The sequence below is a fragment of the Thiobacter subterraneus genome, from assembly GCF_055379455.1.
Genome location: NZ_AP042402.1, coordinates 1,740,911 through 1,755,303 on the forward strand (window position 1 = coordinate 1,740,911; position 14,393 = coordinate 1,755,303).

Below are 14,393 nucleotides of genomic sequence, written 5' to 3' on the forward strand. Positions count from 1 at the left end.
CGCAGATGGGGGCGGTACTGGTGATTTCGAATCTGCCCGATCAGGACAGTGCGCAGGCGCTGGCGCAGGCGGCGGTGACGGCGCGGCTCGCCGCCTGCGTGAATGTCATGGCACCCTGCGGCTCAGTCTATCGCTGGCAGGGCCGGCTGGAAAGCGCCACGGAAGTGCCGGTATTCTTCAAGACTTCCCGGGAACGCTATGCCGAACTGGAGGCCTTCATCCGCGCCCGGCACCCCTACGAACTTCCGGAGATCGTGGCAGTCCCAATCGAAACCGGCCTGCCCGCCTATCTCCAGTGGCTGGCGCAGGAGAGCGCCGGCGAACCCTCACAATAACAGCGAACGGAAACCAGCGATGAAACTCTTTGCCGCCCTTGCCCTGTTTTTGTCCTTCGCCGTCCACGCCGCAGAAGAAGGCGAACTGCTGGAACCGGAAAAGGCCTTCGCCTTCTCCGCCCGCGCCCTGGATGCCGCGACCTTGGAAATCCGCTACCGCGTCGCCGACGGCTACTATCTCTACCGCGACAAGTTCCGTTTCGAGGTCGAGCCCCGCTCCATCGGCCTGGGCGCGCCCCAGCTGCCGCCGGGCAAGGTGAAGCAGGACGAGTTCTTCGGCCGCGTCGAGACTTACCGGGGCACCCTCGTGTTCAAGCTGCCCCTCACCCGCCCGGCACCGGGCCAGACCCTGACCCTGAAGAGCACTTCCCAGGGTTGCGCCGACGTGGGCGTGTGTTATCCGCCCCTCACCCAGACGGCCCAGCTCACCCTGCCCGCCGCGGCGCCCAAGCCCCCCGCCGGCCTCACGGCGCTCAAGGAACTCGGCACCGAGCTGGGCGGCGAATCCGACCTCCTTCCCCCGGATCAGGCCTTCAAGGTTGCCGCGCGGGTGCGGGATGGACGCACCGTGGAGGTGAACCTGGAGCCCGCGCGCGGCTACTACCTCTACCGCGACAAACTCAAGTTCCGGGTGGTGGAGGGGGCCGCCAGCGTGGCGGAAGTCAGGCTGCCCCGGGGCGAGCAGAAGGAGGACCCCAACTTCGGCAAGACCGAGGTGTACCACGACGCCGTGCAGGCCCAGGTGGTGCTCAACCGCGCTGAGGCCGGAGCGGGCCGCATCGTGCTGGAGGCGGGCTGGCAGGGTTGCGCCGACAAGGGGGTGTGCTACCTGCCCGCCACCCGCCGCTTCACCCTGGATCTGCCGGCCCTGGCGGCTGCCACGCCTGGACCTGCCGCAGCACCGGCAGCCGCCCCCGAGGCTGCTTCACCGGCGCCTGCCGCGCAAGCCACGCAGCCGGCTCCCGCGCCCACGCCGGCGACTCCCCCCGCTGCAGCGCAGAACGGCACCCAGGCCGAGGATGAGTCCTCGGCCATCGCGCGCCTGTTCCGGGAAGGGCATTTCTGGGCCATCGTCGCCAGCTTCTTCGGCATCGGCCTGCTGCTTGCCCTCACGCCCTGTGTCTTCCCCATGATTCCCATCCTGTCCGGCATCATCGTCGGACAGGGCAAACAGCTCACCAAGATGCAGGGTTTCGTGCTGTCCCTGGCTTACGTGCTGGGCATGGCTGTCACCTATGCCATCGCCGGCGTCGTGGCGGGACTCTCCGGTGCCCTCATTTCCGCCGCCCTGCAGAATCCCTGGGTGCTGGGCGCCTTCGCCCTGATCTTCGTGGCGCTGGCCTTCTCCATGTTCGGCTTCTACGAACTGCAGATGCCCAACTTCATCCAGAGCCGCTTCACCGAAAAGGCCAACCGCATCCAGGGCGGCAACCTCACGGGGGTGTTCGTCATGGGCGTGCTTTCCGCCCTGATCGTGGGCCCCTGCGTGGCCGCCCCCCTGGCCGGGGCGCTGCTCTACATCGGCCAGACGCGGGATGTGTGGCTGGGCGGTTCGGCCCTGTTCGCCATGGCCCTGGGAATGGGCGTGCCGCTGCTGGTGGTGGGGGTCGCGGGCGGCGCCCTGCTGCCCCGCGCCGGTGCTTGGATGAACGCGGTCAAGGCCTTCTTCGGCGTCATGCTCCTGGGCGTGGCCATCTGGCTCATCTCGCCGGTGATTCCCGCCGTGGTGCACATGCTGCTGTGGGCGGCGCTGCTGATCGTCTCCGCCATCTACCTGCATGCCATCGATCCCCTGCCGCCGGGTGCCTCGGGCTTCCGCAAGTTCTGGAAGGGTGTGGGGGTGATCACCCTCGTGATGGGCGTCTCGCTCCTGATCGGGGCCCTGTCCGGCAGCCGGGACATCCTGCAACCCCTGGCCGGGCTCCGGGCAGCGCCCGCCGCAGCGGCGGCCGCGGAAACCACCGGTCTGAAGTTCGAGAAGGTGCCCGCCGCCGAGTTCGACACGCGCCTGGCGGGCGCGCGCGGCACGCCGGTGATGGTGGACTTCTACGCCGACTGGTGTGTCTCCTGCAAGGAAATGGAGCGTTTCACCTTCAGTGATGCGCGGGTGGTGGAACGCCTTAAAGGCGTGACCCTGCTCAAGATCGACGTCACCCGCAACGACGAGGCGGACAAGAAACTGCTCAAGCGCTTCAACCTGTTCGGCCCGCCCGGAATCATCTTCCTGGATGGCGAGGGCAGGGAACGCTACCGGGTGGTGGGCTACCAGCCGCCCGAGAAATTCCTGCAAAGCATCGACACGGCGCTGAAGTAAGGCCATGGGGACCCGGGCGCAGTGGCTGCTGATCGGGGTGGTGGCCCTGGTCGCGCTCGGCCTGGGCCTGTGGGCAGGCGAGCGCCACAGCCGCCCCGCGCCGCCCGCCGGGATGACGCCGGAAGCCCTCTATGCCCTCACCTTCCCGGATCTGCAGGGCCGCCCCCAGGGGCTTGCCCGCTGGCGGGGTCAGGTGCTGGTCCTCAACTTCTGGGCCACCTGGTGCCCGCCCTGCCGCGCCGAAATGCCGGAATTCGTGCGGGTGCAGACACGCTACGGGGCGCGCGGCTTCAGCTTCGTGGGCATCGCCCTGGACGAGCCGGCGGCGGTGGAAGCCTTCGCCCGGGAACTGGGCATCAACTATCCCCTGCTTCTGGGCGGTGCCGAGGGCGCGGCCCTCGCACGCACCCTGGGCAGCCGCGGTGCGCTGCCCTTCAGCGTGATCCTGGACCGGCAAGGCCGCATCGTCGCCACCCGCCTAGGCACGCTCAACGAATCCGAACTCGACCAACTGCTGCCTTCCCTGCTGTGACGGCTTCGCGGACCGGGGACATGCTGGCGCCATCTTCGGCGAAGATATGGACAAGTTCCCCCGAATTGCGGCAAACTTGCGCCCATGAAAAAACAAGCCCCCGCCGCGGGGAGCCCGGGCCGGCCAGCCGGCACCAACAAGAAAAACATCCTGGTTCTCCATGGGCCGAATCTCAATCTCCTGGGTAGCCGCGAGCCGGAGCACTACGGCCCCGTCACCCTGGCGGAAATCGACGCGCGCCTGAAACGCCGGGCGGAGGCCGCCGGGGCACGGCTGGAAACGTTCCAGAGCAACGGCGAGGCCGCCCTGATCGAGCGCATCCACGGGGCGCGGGAGGCGGGCGTGGATTTCATCCTGATCAACCCGGCGGCCTTTACCCACACCAGCATCGCCCTCCGGGATGCCCTCACCGCCGTCGGCATTCCGTTCATCGAAGTGCATCTGTCCAACGTGTTCGCGCGGGAGCCCTTCCGCCATCACTCCTACCTGTCCGACCGGGCGGTGGGTGTCATCAGCGGTCTCGGGGCGCTGGGCTACGAGCTGGCCCTGGAATACGCGCTGCAGAACTGAGGAACCCGTCATCATGGATTTGCGCAAGCTGAAGAAGCTGATCGACCTCGTCCAGGAGTCCGGTATCGCCGAGCTGGAAATCACGGAGGGCGAGGAGAAAGTCCGCATCACCCGCACCCAGGCGGGCGGCCCCGTCACCTACGCCGCGCCGCCGGTGCAGCAGGTGGTGGCCGCCCCCGCCCTGGCCCCCCAGGCGGCCCCGGCGCCGGCGGCGGAACCCGCTTTGCCTGAAGGCCACGTGGTGAAGTCGCCCATGGTGGGCACCTTCTACCGCGCGCCGGCACCCGGTGCGAAGCCCTTCGTGGAAGTGGGCCAGACGGTGAACGCAGGCGACACCCTGTGCATCATCGAGGCCATGAAGCTTTTGAACGAAATCGAGGCCGACATCGGCGGCGTGATCAAGGCCATCCTGGTGGAGAACGGCCAGCCCGTCGAATACGGCGAGCCGCTGTTCGTCATCGGTTAGACCTCCACGCGCCAGGCGCGGGAACAGGGCAAACGCGGGCCTCATGGCTGCCACCCCGTGGAACCGTCCGTCCCCCCTGGCTGCGTGGTGAACTAGAGGTTTCCCCATGTTCGAAAAGATCCTGATCGCCAACCGCGGCGAGATCGCCCTGCGCGTGCAGCGGGCCTGCCGCGAAATGGGCATCAAGACCGTGGCGGTGCACTCGGAGGCGGACTCCGACGCCAAGTACGTGAAGCTCGCCGACGAGTCGGTGTGCATTGGACCTGCGCCGTCCCACCTGAGCTATCTCAACGTGCCGGCCATCATCGCCGCCGCCGAGGTCACCGATGCCGAGGCCATCCACCCGGGTTACGGTTTCCTCTCGGAAAATGCCGACTTCGCCGAGCGGGTGGAATCCAGCGGTTTCGTGTTCATCGGCCCGCGGCCGGAGAGCATCCGGCTCATGGGCGACAAGGTGAATGCCAAGCGCGCGATGCTGGAATCCGGTGTGCCCTGCGTGCCGGGCTCGGAAGGCGCGCTGCCGGAGGATCCGGACGAAATCCTGCGCATCGCCCGCGACGTGGGCTATCCCGTGATCATCAAGGCCGCGGGGGGTGGCGGCGGGCGGGGCATGCGCGTGGTGCACACGGAAGCCAATCTGCTCACCGCCGTGAACATGACGCGCAGCGAGGCCCAGTCGGCCTTCGGCAATCCCGAGGTGTATCTGGAACGCTTCCTGCAGAATCCCCGTCACATCGAGATCCAGGTGCTGGCCGATGAGCACGGCAATGCGATCCATCTGGGGGAGCGCGACTGTTCCATGCAGCGGCGCCACCAGAAAATCATCGAGGAGGCGCCGGCGCCGGGCCTGGACCCCAAGCTCCGGGACAAGATCGGTGAGCGCTGCGCCGCCGCCTGCCGCCGCATCGGCTACCGCGGCGCCGGGACCTTCGAATTCCTCTACGAGAACGGCGAATTCTTCTTCATCGAAATGAATACGCGGGTGCAGGTGGAGCACCCGGTGACCGAGCTCATCACGGGAGTGGACATCATCCAGGAGCAGATCCGCATCGCCGCCGGCGAGAAGCTGCGTTACCGGCAAAAGGACATCCAGTTCCGGGGCCACGCCATCGAGTGCCGGATCAACGCCGAGGATCCCTATACCTTCGTGCCCTCGCCCGGACGCATCACGCAGTACCACGCGCCGGGCGGGCCGGGCATCCGCGTGGATTCCCACGTCTATCAGAACTACTACGTGCCGCCCTACTACGACTCCATGATCGGCAAGCTGATCGCCTACGGTGCCACCCGGGAACAGGCCATCGCCCGCATGCGCATCGCCCTGTCCGAAATGGTGGTGGAGGGCGTGAAGACCAACATTCCCCTGCACCAGGACCTGATGCAGGATCCCGCCTTCATCGCCGGCGGAGCCAGCATCCATTACCTCACCCACAAGCTGGAAGCCCTCAAGCCGGGCAAGTGAAGGGCATCCGCCCATGGCCTGGCAAGTCCTGAAGATCCGCACCGACGCCGCAGCCGCCGAGCGTCTCGCCGACGCCCTGCTGGAAGCGGGCGCCCTGTCCACCGGCATCGAGGATGCCCAGGCCGGTACGGCGGCCGAACAGCCCCTGTTCGGCGAGCCCGGCCTGGAGAACGCAGCCCCCCTGTGGCAGGACAGCCTGGTCACCGCCCTGTTCGAGCCGGGGGTGGACGTGGCGGCCGTGCTCGCCGCCGCGACCCAGGCAGCCGGCCTGGCCGCGCCGCCGCCCTGGACGGTCGAGTCCCTGGCGGAACAGGACTGGGTGCGGTTGACCCAGTCCCAGTTCGAGCCCATCCCCGTCTCGCCCCGCCTGTGGGTGGTGCCTTCCTGGCACAGCGCGCCGGATCCCGCGGCCATCAATCTGGTGCTGGACCCGGGGCTCGCCTTCGGCACCGGCAGCCATCCCACCACCCGCCTGTGTCTCCAGTGGCTGGACGCGGAACTCAAGCCCGGGGAATCGGTGCTGGATTACGGCTGCGGCTCCGGCATCCTGGCCATTGCCGCGAAGAAGCTGGGGGCGGGCGAAGTGGCCGGCGTGGACATCGACCCCCAGGCCGTGGCGGCTGCGCGCGAGAACGCCGCACGCAACGGCGTGGCGATCACCTTCGCTTTGCCCGGTCAGCTGCCTGCGGCACAATACGACGTCGTGCTGGCCAACATTCTCGCCAATCCCCTGCGTGTGCTCGCGCCTGCCTTGGCCGCCGCCGTGCGGCCGGGTGGCCGCATCGTGCTCTCGGGGCTGTTGGCCGAACAGGCAGCGGAAATGAGCGCCCGCTACGCCCAGTGGTTCGACATGGCGCCCCCCGTGGCCGAAGAAGGCTGGGCGCGGCTTGCCGGGGTGCGCCGACCATGAGCATGCAGACCACCTGCCCTTCCTGCCAGACCGTGTTCCGCGTGACGGCGCAACAGCTGGAAGTGCGGGGGGGCAAGGTGCGCTGTGGCAAGTGCGCCTTCGTGTTCAATGCCTTCGACACCCTGGTTACCCCCATCGAGACGGTGAGTCTGATCGCGCCGCCGGACGAAGCGCCGCCGGCCACGGAACATATCACCCTGCAGCCGGCCCCGCTCACCATGGCCGAGCCCCTCACCGCGTCCTTCCCCCTGCCCACGGACGAGCAGATCCAACGGGAGACGGAGGAGATCAACCGCACCATCGCCGAGACGGAGCAACTGGAAAACCAGCGGCCCCAACGGACGCGGGAGGAACGGGAAACACGCGCGCGCCCGCGTCTGGAAATCACCCCGGAATTGCAGGAGAAGCTTCAGAACCTGCAGGAAGAACTCAGCGCCCAGGAAAAGCGCGCACGCTGGCGCCGCCTGGGCTGGACGGCGGGTGCCCTGGGACTGGCCGCCATGGCGCTCGTGCAGATCGCCTATTTCCAGCGCGTGTGGCTCGCCTCCCGTTACCCCCAGACCCGGCCGGTGCTGGAAGCCCTGTGTGGACTTGCCCGCTGCGAGATCGGCCTGCCCGCCGAGGCAGACCGGATCCGGCTCGAATCCTCGGAACTGCAGGCCGATCCCGAGCGGCCCCAGGGGGTCGTGCTCAGCGCCACGCTGCGCAATCTCGCGGCCTTTCCCATGGCCTACCCCCATCTCGAACTCACCCTGACCGACAGCAACGGCCGGCCGGTGGCGCGACGCCACCTGGCGCCCCGGGACTATCTGCCGGCAACGGCCCGGGCCGAGCAGGGCATGCCGCCCAACGAGGAAGTGACGGTAAAACTGCCCCTGCAGGTGGTGGGCGTGGACGCCACCGGCTACAAGCTGCTCGCCTATTACCCCTGACGCCAACTCATTTCACCGCGCCCATGACGGCCACCTGGCTGGCATACCAGAACACCCCCTGGTCCAGGGTCTCGTAGCCCACATTGAGGGCCTGCAGGGCACGGGTGCGCAGCGCCTTGCCTCCCAGGCTCCAGCTTGCCCGGATGAGCACGGCGGCGGGGGCGGGCGTGGCGCCGTCCGGCACGATGCGCTGGTAATAGGGGCGCGCGAGCAAAGGCTGGGCATCCAGCGTCCAGCCGCGGGGACCGTGGAACAGCTCCCAGGCACGGGTCACCAGGGCATGCGCCCGCTCCCGGTCAGCCGCCTGGCCGTCCAGGGCGGCGTAGGCCAAAAGTCCCTCGGCCACGTAGGCGTAGTCCTCCAGATCGGCCGGGCCCAGGCGGCGACCGCCGGCGATGCCCTTGATGAGCCCGCCATCCGGCATCAGTCGTTCCACCAGGCACTCCCGCAGGGCGCGTGCCGCCGGCCGGTAACGGGGTTCGTCCTGGGCTGCGCGCGCCAGCGCGGTGAGGGCCAGCCCGTTGAGACCGGCCAAAAGCTTTTCGTCGCGGGGCAGCACCCGGCGCGCCCGCTCCGCCTTGAGGCGGGCGTACACGGTCGCAAGACGCGCCGCCTCTCCGTCCGCGGGAGTCACGAGTTCCATGGGCAGATAACCCAGTTCGAAGGGGGCGGGCTGGCCCAGCCCCCAGACACGTTCCACCAGGGCGTAATCCGCAGCATCGAGCAGGCGGGCGAGTTCCGTTTTGTCCCAGAGATAGGCGCCGCCCTCGCGCCCCTCGCCGTCCACCGCCGAGGTGCTGGTGATGAAGGCGCCGGAGGGCTCGCGCAGCGTCTCCAGCATGAAGTCCAGGGTTTCGTGGGCGATGCGCCGGTATTCCGGCCGGTTGAGCACGCGCGCCGCATCCAGATAGAGGCGCGCGAGCTGGGCGTTGTCGTAGAGCATTTTCTCGAAGTGGGGCGTGTGCCAGTCCGGATCCACCGTGTAGCGGAAGAAGCCCCCCGCCACGTGATCGCGCAGGCCCAGGCGGGCCATCTGATCCAGGGTGAGGCGCAGGAAGTCCGCCAGACGGGGATCGGGAGCCCGCTCCTGGATTTCCAGCAAGGCGGCGAGCTGGGGCACGTGGGGAAACTTGCTCACCTTGCCGAAGCCGCCACGAAAAGGATCGGCTAGGGCCAGGGCTTCCTCCACCAGGCGCTGGCGGTAGAGCACGGCGATCCCTGGCGCAAAACGCGCCTCCACCGTGATCGGCGGCGGTGGGGGTAGCGCCGCCTCCCTTGCCAGGCGCGCAAGCTGCGGGCCCTCGGCTTCCCAGCGCGCGGCCAGGCGCTCGACCGCTTGCAGAAACTCCGCCGGCGATGCGTAGAGCAGGGCGAACAGGGGATAGCCCTCGGGGGTGATGAAGACGTTCAGCGGCCAGCCGGACTGGCCACGGGTGGCCTCGGCGAAGGCCTGGAGCTCGGCATCCAGGGCGGGGCTGAGTTCCCGGTCCACCTTCACCGGAATGAAATGGGCGTTGAGAAAGGCCGCGATCTTGGGATCGCGGTAGCTCTCCCGCTGCATCACGTGGCACCAGTGACAGGAGAAATAACCCAGGGAAACGAACAGCAGCTTGTTCTCGCGCCGCGCCCGCGCCACGGTTTCGGCATTCCATTCCTGCCAAGCAGTGGGGTCGGTGCCGTGCAGGGCGAGATAGGGGGACGGATGATGCCGCAGCTGGTTGGTGAGCGGCTCCGCCGCCACCGGCAGGACACCCAGCATCAGCAGGAGAAGAAGGATGCGCACGGAGGCTCCTCTTGGCCAGGGGCGGGCCGGACGCCGGCGCCGCTCACGGGGAATGCCTGGGTTGGGCCTCAATGGCCCCGTTTTTGTTCCGCCTCGATGCGGTCCAGCTCGGCGTCCAGCTCGGACTCGGACAGGGGCCGGTAGGGTTCGTCCCCGGTGCGCGGCCGGCTCACCAGCCGCGCCAGCAGAATGCCCACTTCGTACAGCAGCCACAGGGGCACGGCCAGCATGAACTGGGACACCACATCCGGCGGCGTGAAAATGGCGCCCACCACGAAGGCCCCCACGATGATGTAGGGGCGAATCTCGCGCAGCTTCTCCACGCTCACCAGCCCCACCTTCACCAGCAGGACCACCGCCACCGGGACTTCGAAGGTGATGCCGAAGGCAATGAACAGGGTGATGACGAAGTCCAGGTATTTGCCGATGTCGGTCATCACCGCGACGCCTTCCGGCGCCACGTGGGTGATGAAGCCGAACACCACCGGGAACACCAGGAAATAGGCGAAGGCCATGCCCACGAAGAAAAGCAGGGTGCTGGACACGATGAGCGGCAGGGCGAACCGCTTTTCATGGGCATACAACCCCGGGGCGACGAAGGCCCAGATCTGGTAGAGGATGTAGGGCAGCGCGATCAGAAACGCCGCCAGCGCCGTGACCTTCATGGGCACGAAGAAGGGTGTGGTGACCTCGGTGGCGATCATCTGTCCGCCCCGGGGCAGGCTGGCGAGCAGCGGCTTGGCCAGCAGGGTGTACAGGGTGTTGGCGCCGGGATAGATGGCGAGGACGATGAAGGCCACCACCACCGCGGCCACCATGCGCAGCAGGCGGTCGCGCAGCTCGAGCAGGTGGGAGATGAAGGTCTGCTCGGTCATGGGGCCTTGGGCGGCGGATTCTCAGCCGTGTCCGCCGGGGGTTCGGCGAGGGGCGGGAGGGGCAGCTCCAGCTGGGGCGAGGGTTCGGGAGGGGGCGAGGCGCCCGCGTCCGACGCAGCTCGCGTGACCTCCACCGGCTTCGGTTCCTCGACGAATTCCAGGGACCCCACGGCATCGGGAATGGACTTGAGGATCTGGCCGGTCTCGCCCATCTCTTCCCGCAACGAGCGCTCCACCCCGGTGACCGCATCCTTGGCCTCCTGCAGGCTGGTGGAGAGCTTCATGATCTCCTCGTTGTGCATTTCGCGCTTGATCTCGGCCTTCACGTCCGAGACGTAGCGCTGGAAGCGCCCGAACAAATGCCCCGCGGTGCGGGCCACCTTGGGCAGGCGCTCCGGCCCCAGCACGATGAGAGCCACCACGCCGATGACCAGGAGTTCGGAAAAGCCAACGTCGAACATGATCAGGCGCCCCACTCAGGCTTCGGGCATCCAGCCCTCACCGGCCCCCAGTGACCCCTGCCGCGCAGCCCGCCGCCTGCGTTGGGCCTGGCTTCATCCGTGGGTCTTGTCCTTGACCTCGCCTTCCACCGTGGTGCCGGCGGATTTGGCTTCCACCTGTTTGGGCGCCTCGCCGGCGCCTTCCTTCATGGCGTCCCTGAAGCCCTTCACCGCGCCGCCCAGATCGCTGCCCAGGTTGCGCAGCTTTTTGGTGCCGAACACGAGCAGGACGATGGCCAAAACGATGAGCCAGTGCCAGATGCTGAAAGAACCCATTTGTCGCTCCTCCGGAAAATCAGATCTTGGGAATGCGCTCGCCGCCACCGAACACATGCAGATGCAGGTGGAACACTTCCTGGCCGCCGCCCCGGCCGGTATTGATCATGGTGCGGAAACCGTCCGTCAGACCGTGTTCCCGCGCCAGGCGCGGCGCCAGCAAAAGCAGCTTGCCCAGCAGCGCCTGGTGCTCGGGACCACAGTCGGCCAGGCTTGCCACGTGTGCCTTGGGAATCAGCAGCAGGTGCACCGGGGCGATGGGCCGGATGTCGTGGAATACCAGCACATCCTCGTCTTCGTAGGCCTTGCGGCTGGGCAGCTCACCCCGCACGATCTTGCAGAAAATGCAGTCTTCCATAGCGGTCTCCCACGCTCCGTCACGATTTGGGCCGCGAGGCCTTCTCCACGAGACCGGAGACGCCCTCGCGCCGGGCGAGTTCCGCCAGCACATCTTGCGGCCCAAGGCCCTGGCTGGCCAAAAGCACCAGGGTATGGAACCACAGATCCGCCACTTCGTGCACCAGCTGGCCACGATCGCCGCCCTTGGCAGCAATCAGCGTTTCCGCCGCTTCCTCGCCCACCTTCTTGAGGATGGCGTCCAGCCCCCTGGCATAGAGCCGCGCCACGTAGGAGGTCTCGGGATCGGCCCCCTTGCGGGCCTCCAGGGTGGCCGCGAGCTTCTCGAGGATGTCGTTCATGGTTGCCGCCTCACTTGCCGTAGATGGCCGCAGGATCCTTGAGCACGGGTTCCACGCTCACCCAGTGATCCCCCTCCAGCCGGCGGTAGAAGCAGCTGTGGCGGCCGGTGTGGCAGGCAATGCCGCCCACCTGCTCCACGGTGAGCAGGATCACGTCGCCATCGCAGTCCAGGCGGATTTCCTTCACCTTCTGCACGTGTCCGGACTCCTCGCCCTTGTGCCAGAAGCGCCCGCGGGAGCGGGACCAATACACAGCCTCGCCGGTGGCGGCCGTCCGGGCCAGGGCTTCCCGGTTCATCCAGGCCACCATCAGCACGCGGCCGCTGCCCGCCTCCTGGGCGATCACCGGTACCAGGCCGTCCGCGCTGAAGCGTACTTCGTCGAGCCAGTCTGCCATGGCGCTTCCGTCAAAAGGCCCATTTTACACGTCCGGCGGCCGCTCACAGGCGCACTTCGATGCCGTGGCGCGCCAGATAGGCCTTGGCCTCGCGCACCGTGTATTCGCCAAAGTGGAAAATACTCGCGGCCAGCACGGCGTCGGCATGGCCCTCCAGGATGCCGGCCACCAGATGGTCCAGATTGCCCACCCCGCCGCTGGCGATGACCGGAATGTCCACGGCATCGGCCACCGCGCGCGTCAGGGGAATGTTGAATCCCTGCCGGGTGCCGTCCCGATCCATGGAAGTGAGCAGGATCTCCCCCGCCCCCAGGCTCTCCACCTGACGCGCCCAGGCCACGGCATCCAGCCCGGTGTTCCGGCGCCCGCCATGGGTGAACACCTCCCACCTGCCCGGACCGGTCTCCTTGGCATCGATGGCCACCACGATACATTGGTTGCCGAAACGCGCCGCGGCCTCCGCCACCAGCTGGGGGTTCTGTACCGCGGAAGTGTTCATGGAGACCTTGTCGGCACCGGCGTTGAGCAGCCGGCGCACGTCCTCGACACTGCGTACCCCGCCGCCGACGGTGAGGGGAATGAACACCTGGGAAGCCACCGCCTCCACCACGTGCAGGATGATGTCGCGCTGGTCCGCGCTGGCGGTGATGTCGAGAAAGGTGAGCTCGTCCGCGCCCTGTTCGTCATAGCGCCGGGCGATCTCCACCGGATCGCCGGCGTCCTGCAGATTGACGAAATTGACGCCTTTCACCACGCGACCGGCGGTGACGTCGAGACAGGGAATGATGCGTTTGGCAAGGGACATGCCGGGAATCTGTGATCCAGCGGGGGTAGGAAACGTTGGCGCGCGTTGGGGGCGTCCTGCCAGGGGCCGGCGGCCTACCGCGCACCCAGCTCGTCGGCGAGCTTCTGCGCCGCCGCGAAATCCAGTGTACCTTCGTAAATGGCGCGGCCGACGATGGCCCCCATGATGCCCTCGTCCTCCACCTGGCACAGCGCGCGGATGTCATCCAGGTTGGTGATGCCGCCGCTGGCGATGACCGGGATGGTGAGCTCCCGCGCCAGACGCACGGTGGCCTCGACGTTCACCCCGGAGAGCATGCCGTCGCGGCCGATGTCGGTATAGATCACCGCCTCCACGCCATAGCCCTCGAATTTCCTGGCCAGATCCACCACATCGTGGCCCGTGACCTTGGACCAGCCGTCCACCGCGACCTTGCCGTTCTTCGCATCCAGGCCCACCATGATGTGGCCGGGGAAGGCATCGCAGGCCTCGTGCAAAAAACCCGGGTTCTTCACCGCCGCGGTGCCGATGATGACGTAGCTCACGCCGTCGTCGAGATAGCGCTCGATGGTGTCCAGATCGCGGATGCCGCCCCCCAGCTGAACCGGGATTTCCCCACCCACCGCATCGATGATGGCCTGGATGGCCTTCTCGTTCACCGGTTTGCCGGCGAAGGCGCCGTTCAGGTCCACCAGATGCAACCGACGCGCGCCCTGGGCCAGCCAGTGGCGGGCCATGGCGGCGGGATCCTCGGAAAACACCGTGGCGTCTTCCATGACACCCTGCTTGAGGCGAACGCAGTGACCGTCCTTGAGGTCGATGGCGGGAATGATCAGCATGGCGGAACTCTCACAGGCAGGCCGATGAGGTACAGGCGGCGCCCGCACTGGCGCTGCCGTCCCAGAGCACGAAATTGCCCAGCAGAGTCAGGCCCGCGGCCTGGCTCTTTTCCGGGTGGAATTGCACGGCGAACACGTTGTCCCGGGCCACCGCGCTGGTGAAAGGAAAGGGATAGAGGGTATATCCCGCCACCAGGTCGGGCGTGGCCGGTTCGCAGTAATAACTGTGCACGAAATAGAAGCGCGCGCCGTCTTCAATGCCCTGCCACAGGGGATGGGGCTGGGCCTGCCAGACCTGGTTCCAGCCCATGTGAGGCACCTTGAGCCGGTTGCCCTGGGCATCCTGCATGGCCTCGGCGGGAAACCGCAGCACCCGCCCCGGGAGGATGCCAAGCCCCGGCGTATCGCCTTCCTCCGAATGTTCGAACAGCATCTGCATGCCCAGGCAAATGCCGAGAAACGGCTTGCTTTGCGCCGCCTCGCGCACCACTTCGGTGAGTCCGCGGGCAGCCAGCTCGCGCACGCAGTCGGCGGCATGTCCCACGCCCGGGAACACGACGCGGCCCGCGCGCCGGATCACCGCGGGATCGCTGGTGACGCTCACCGTCACGCGCGGGGCCACGTGTTCCAGGGCCTTGGAAACCGAGCGCAGGTTGCCCATTCCATAATCGATGACGGCGATGTCTGTCATGGTCGGATGCGGCCGGGCGCGACGCGTCG

18 protein-coding genes are annotated in these 14,393 nt (G+C 67.6%); 8 read left to right on the forward strand and 10 right to left on the reverse strand.

Annotation, left to right across the window (positions count from 1 at the left end):
* Positions 1 to 5 precede the first annotated feature (5 nt).
* The 8 genes from cutA (at position 6) to ACZ42P_RS08765 (ending at position 7,521) form a co-directional block, all read left to right on the forward strand.
* A complete protein-coding gene (gene cutA / locus ACZ42P_RS08730) occupies positions 6 to 335 on the forward strand; it encodes a divalent-cation tolerance protein CutA (protein WP_464897167.1) in 330 nt (109 codons plus the stop codon).
* A 19-nt stretch (positions 336 to 354) separates the two neighbouring features.
* Positions 355 to 2,649 carry a protein-disulfide reductase DsbD gene (locus ACZ42P_RS08735; RefSeq protein WP_464897168.1) on the forward strand — a complete coding sequence of 765 codons (2,295 nt, stop codon included), beginning with the start codon at positions 355 to 357 and terminating at the stop codon, positions 2,647 to 2,649.
* Positions 2,650 to 2,653: 4 nt separating this feature from the next.
* Complete coding sequence (locus ACZ42P_RS08740; RefSeq protein ID WP_464897169.1) at positions 2,654 to 3,181, forward strand: TlpA family protein disulfide reductase; 528 nt, start codon at positions 2,654 to 2,656, stop codon at positions 3,179 to 3,181.
* Between the two features lie 84 nt (positions 3,182 to 3,265).
* Positions 3,266 to 3,751 carry a type II 3-dehydroquinate dehydratase gene (gene aroQ / locus ACZ42P_RS08745; RefSeq protein ID WP_464897170.1) on the forward strand — a complete coding sequence of 162 codons (486 nt, stop codon included), beginning with the start codon at positions 3,266 to 3,268 and terminating at the stop codon, positions 3,749 to 3,751.
* Between the two features lie 13 nt (positions 3,752 to 3,764).
* Positions 3,765 to 4,217: an acetyl-CoA carboxylase biotin carboxyl carrier protein gene (accB, locus tag ACZ42P_RS08750; protein ID WP_464897171.1), complete on the forward strand. Its 453-nt coding sequence runs from the start codon at positions 3,765 to 3,767 to the stop codon at positions 4,215 to 4,217.
* Positions 4,218 to 4,323: 106 nt separating this feature from the next.
* Positions 4,324 to 5,679 (forward strand): acetyl-CoA carboxylase biotin carboxylase subunit, encoded by a 1,356-nt coding sequence (accC, locus tag ACZ42P_RS08755; RefSeq protein ID WP_464897172.1) that lies wholly within the window; start codon positions 4,324 to 4,326, stop codon positions 5,677 to 5,679.
* A 13-nt stretch (positions 5,680 to 5,692) separates the two neighbouring features.
* Positions 5,693 to 6,589, forward strand: coding sequence for a 50S ribosomal protein L11 methyltransferase (gene prmA, locus ACZ42P_RS08760; RefSeq protein ID WP_464897173.1), 897 nt, complete (start codon positions 5,693 to 5,695; stop codon positions 6,587 to 6,589).
* Entirely contained in the window at positions 6,586 to 7,521 is a 936-nt protein-coding gene (locus ACZ42P_RS08765) for a DUF3426 domain-containing protein (protein ID WP_464897174.1), read from the forward strand. Before prmA ends, ACZ42P_RS08765 begins: the two co-directional genes overlap by 4 nt.
* Positions 7,522 to 7,528: 7 nt before the next feature.
* Here ACZ42P_RS08765 and ACZ42P_RS08770 read toward each other — a convergent pair whose 3' ends face one another.
* From ACZ42P_RS08770 to hisH, 10 genes are all read right to left on the reverse strand, one after another.
* Complete coding sequence (locus ACZ42P_RS08770) at positions 7,529 to 9,304, reverse strand: thioredoxin domain-containing protein (protein ID WP_464897175.1); 1,776 nt, start codon at positions 9,302 to 9,304, stop codon at positions 7,529 to 7,531.
* A gap of 68 nt (positions 9,305 to 9,372) precedes the next feature.
* Positions 9,373 to 10,179, reverse strand: a complete 807-nt coding sequence (tatC, locus tag ACZ42P_RS08775; protein WP_464897176.1) for a twin-arginine translocase subunit TatC — start codon at positions 10,177 to 10,179, stop codon at positions 9,373 to 9,375.
* Positions 10,176 to 10,640 carry a Sec-independent protein translocase protein TatB gene (gene tatB / locus ACZ42P_RS08780; protein ID WP_464897177.1) on the reverse strand — a complete coding sequence of 155 codons (465 nt, stop codon included), beginning with the start codon at positions 10,638 to 10,640 and terminating at the stop codon, positions 10,176 to 10,178. Before tatB ends, tatC begins: the two co-directional genes overlap by 4 nt.
* Positions 10,641 to 10,733: 93 nt before the next feature.
* Positions 10,734 to 10,955 carry a Sec-independent protein translocase subunit TatA gene (gene tatA, locus ACZ42P_RS08785; protein ID WP_464897178.1) on the reverse strand — a complete coding sequence of 74 codons (222 nt, stop codon included), beginning with the start codon at positions 10,953 to 10,955 and terminating at the stop codon, positions 10,734 to 10,736.
* A gap of 19 nt (positions 10,956 to 10,974) precedes the next feature.
* Entirely contained in the window at positions 10,975 to 11,313 is a 339-nt protein-coding gene (locus ACZ42P_RS08790) for a histidine triad nucleotide-binding protein (RefSeq protein WP_464897179.1), read from the reverse strand.
* 19 nt (positions 11,314 to 11,332) lie between these two features.
* Entirely contained in the window at positions 11,333 to 11,653 is a 321-nt protein-coding gene (locus tag ACZ42P_RS08795; RefSeq protein WP_464897180.1) for a phosphoribosyl-ATP diphosphatase, read from the reverse strand.
* A gap of 10 nt (positions 11,654 to 11,663) precedes the next feature.
* On the reverse strand, positions 11,664 to 12,050 hold the full coding sequence (hisI, locus tag ACZ42P_RS08800) for a phosphoribosyl-AMP cyclohydrolase (protein ID WP_464897181.1): 387 nt from the start codon (positions 12,048 to 12,050) through the stop codon (positions 11,664 to 11,666).
* Positions 12,051 to 12,093: 43 nt separating this feature from the next.
* On the reverse strand, positions 12,094 to 12,855 hold the full coding sequence (hisF, locus tag ACZ42P_RS08805) for an imidazole glycerol phosphate synthase subunit HisF (RefSeq protein WP_464897182.1): 762 nt from the start codon (positions 12,853 to 12,855) through the stop codon (positions 12,094 to 12,096).
* 74 nt (positions 12,856 to 12,929) lie between these two features.
* On the reverse strand, positions 12,930 to 13,673 hold the full coding sequence (gene hisA, locus ACZ42P_RS08810; protein WP_464897183.1) for a 1-(5-phosphoribosyl)-5-[(5-phosphoribosylamino)methylideneamino]imidazole-4-carboxamide isomerase: 744 nt from the start codon (positions 13,671 to 13,673) through the stop codon (positions 12,930 to 12,932).
* Positions 13,674 to 13,683: 10 nt separating this feature from the next.
* Positions 13,684 to 14,364, reverse strand: coding sequence for an imidazole glycerol phosphate synthase subunit HisH (gene hisH / locus ACZ42P_RS08815; protein ID WP_464897184.1), 681 nt, complete (start codon positions 14,362 to 14,364; stop codon positions 13,684 to 13,686).
* Positions 14,365 to 14,393: the final 29 nt, after the last annotated feature.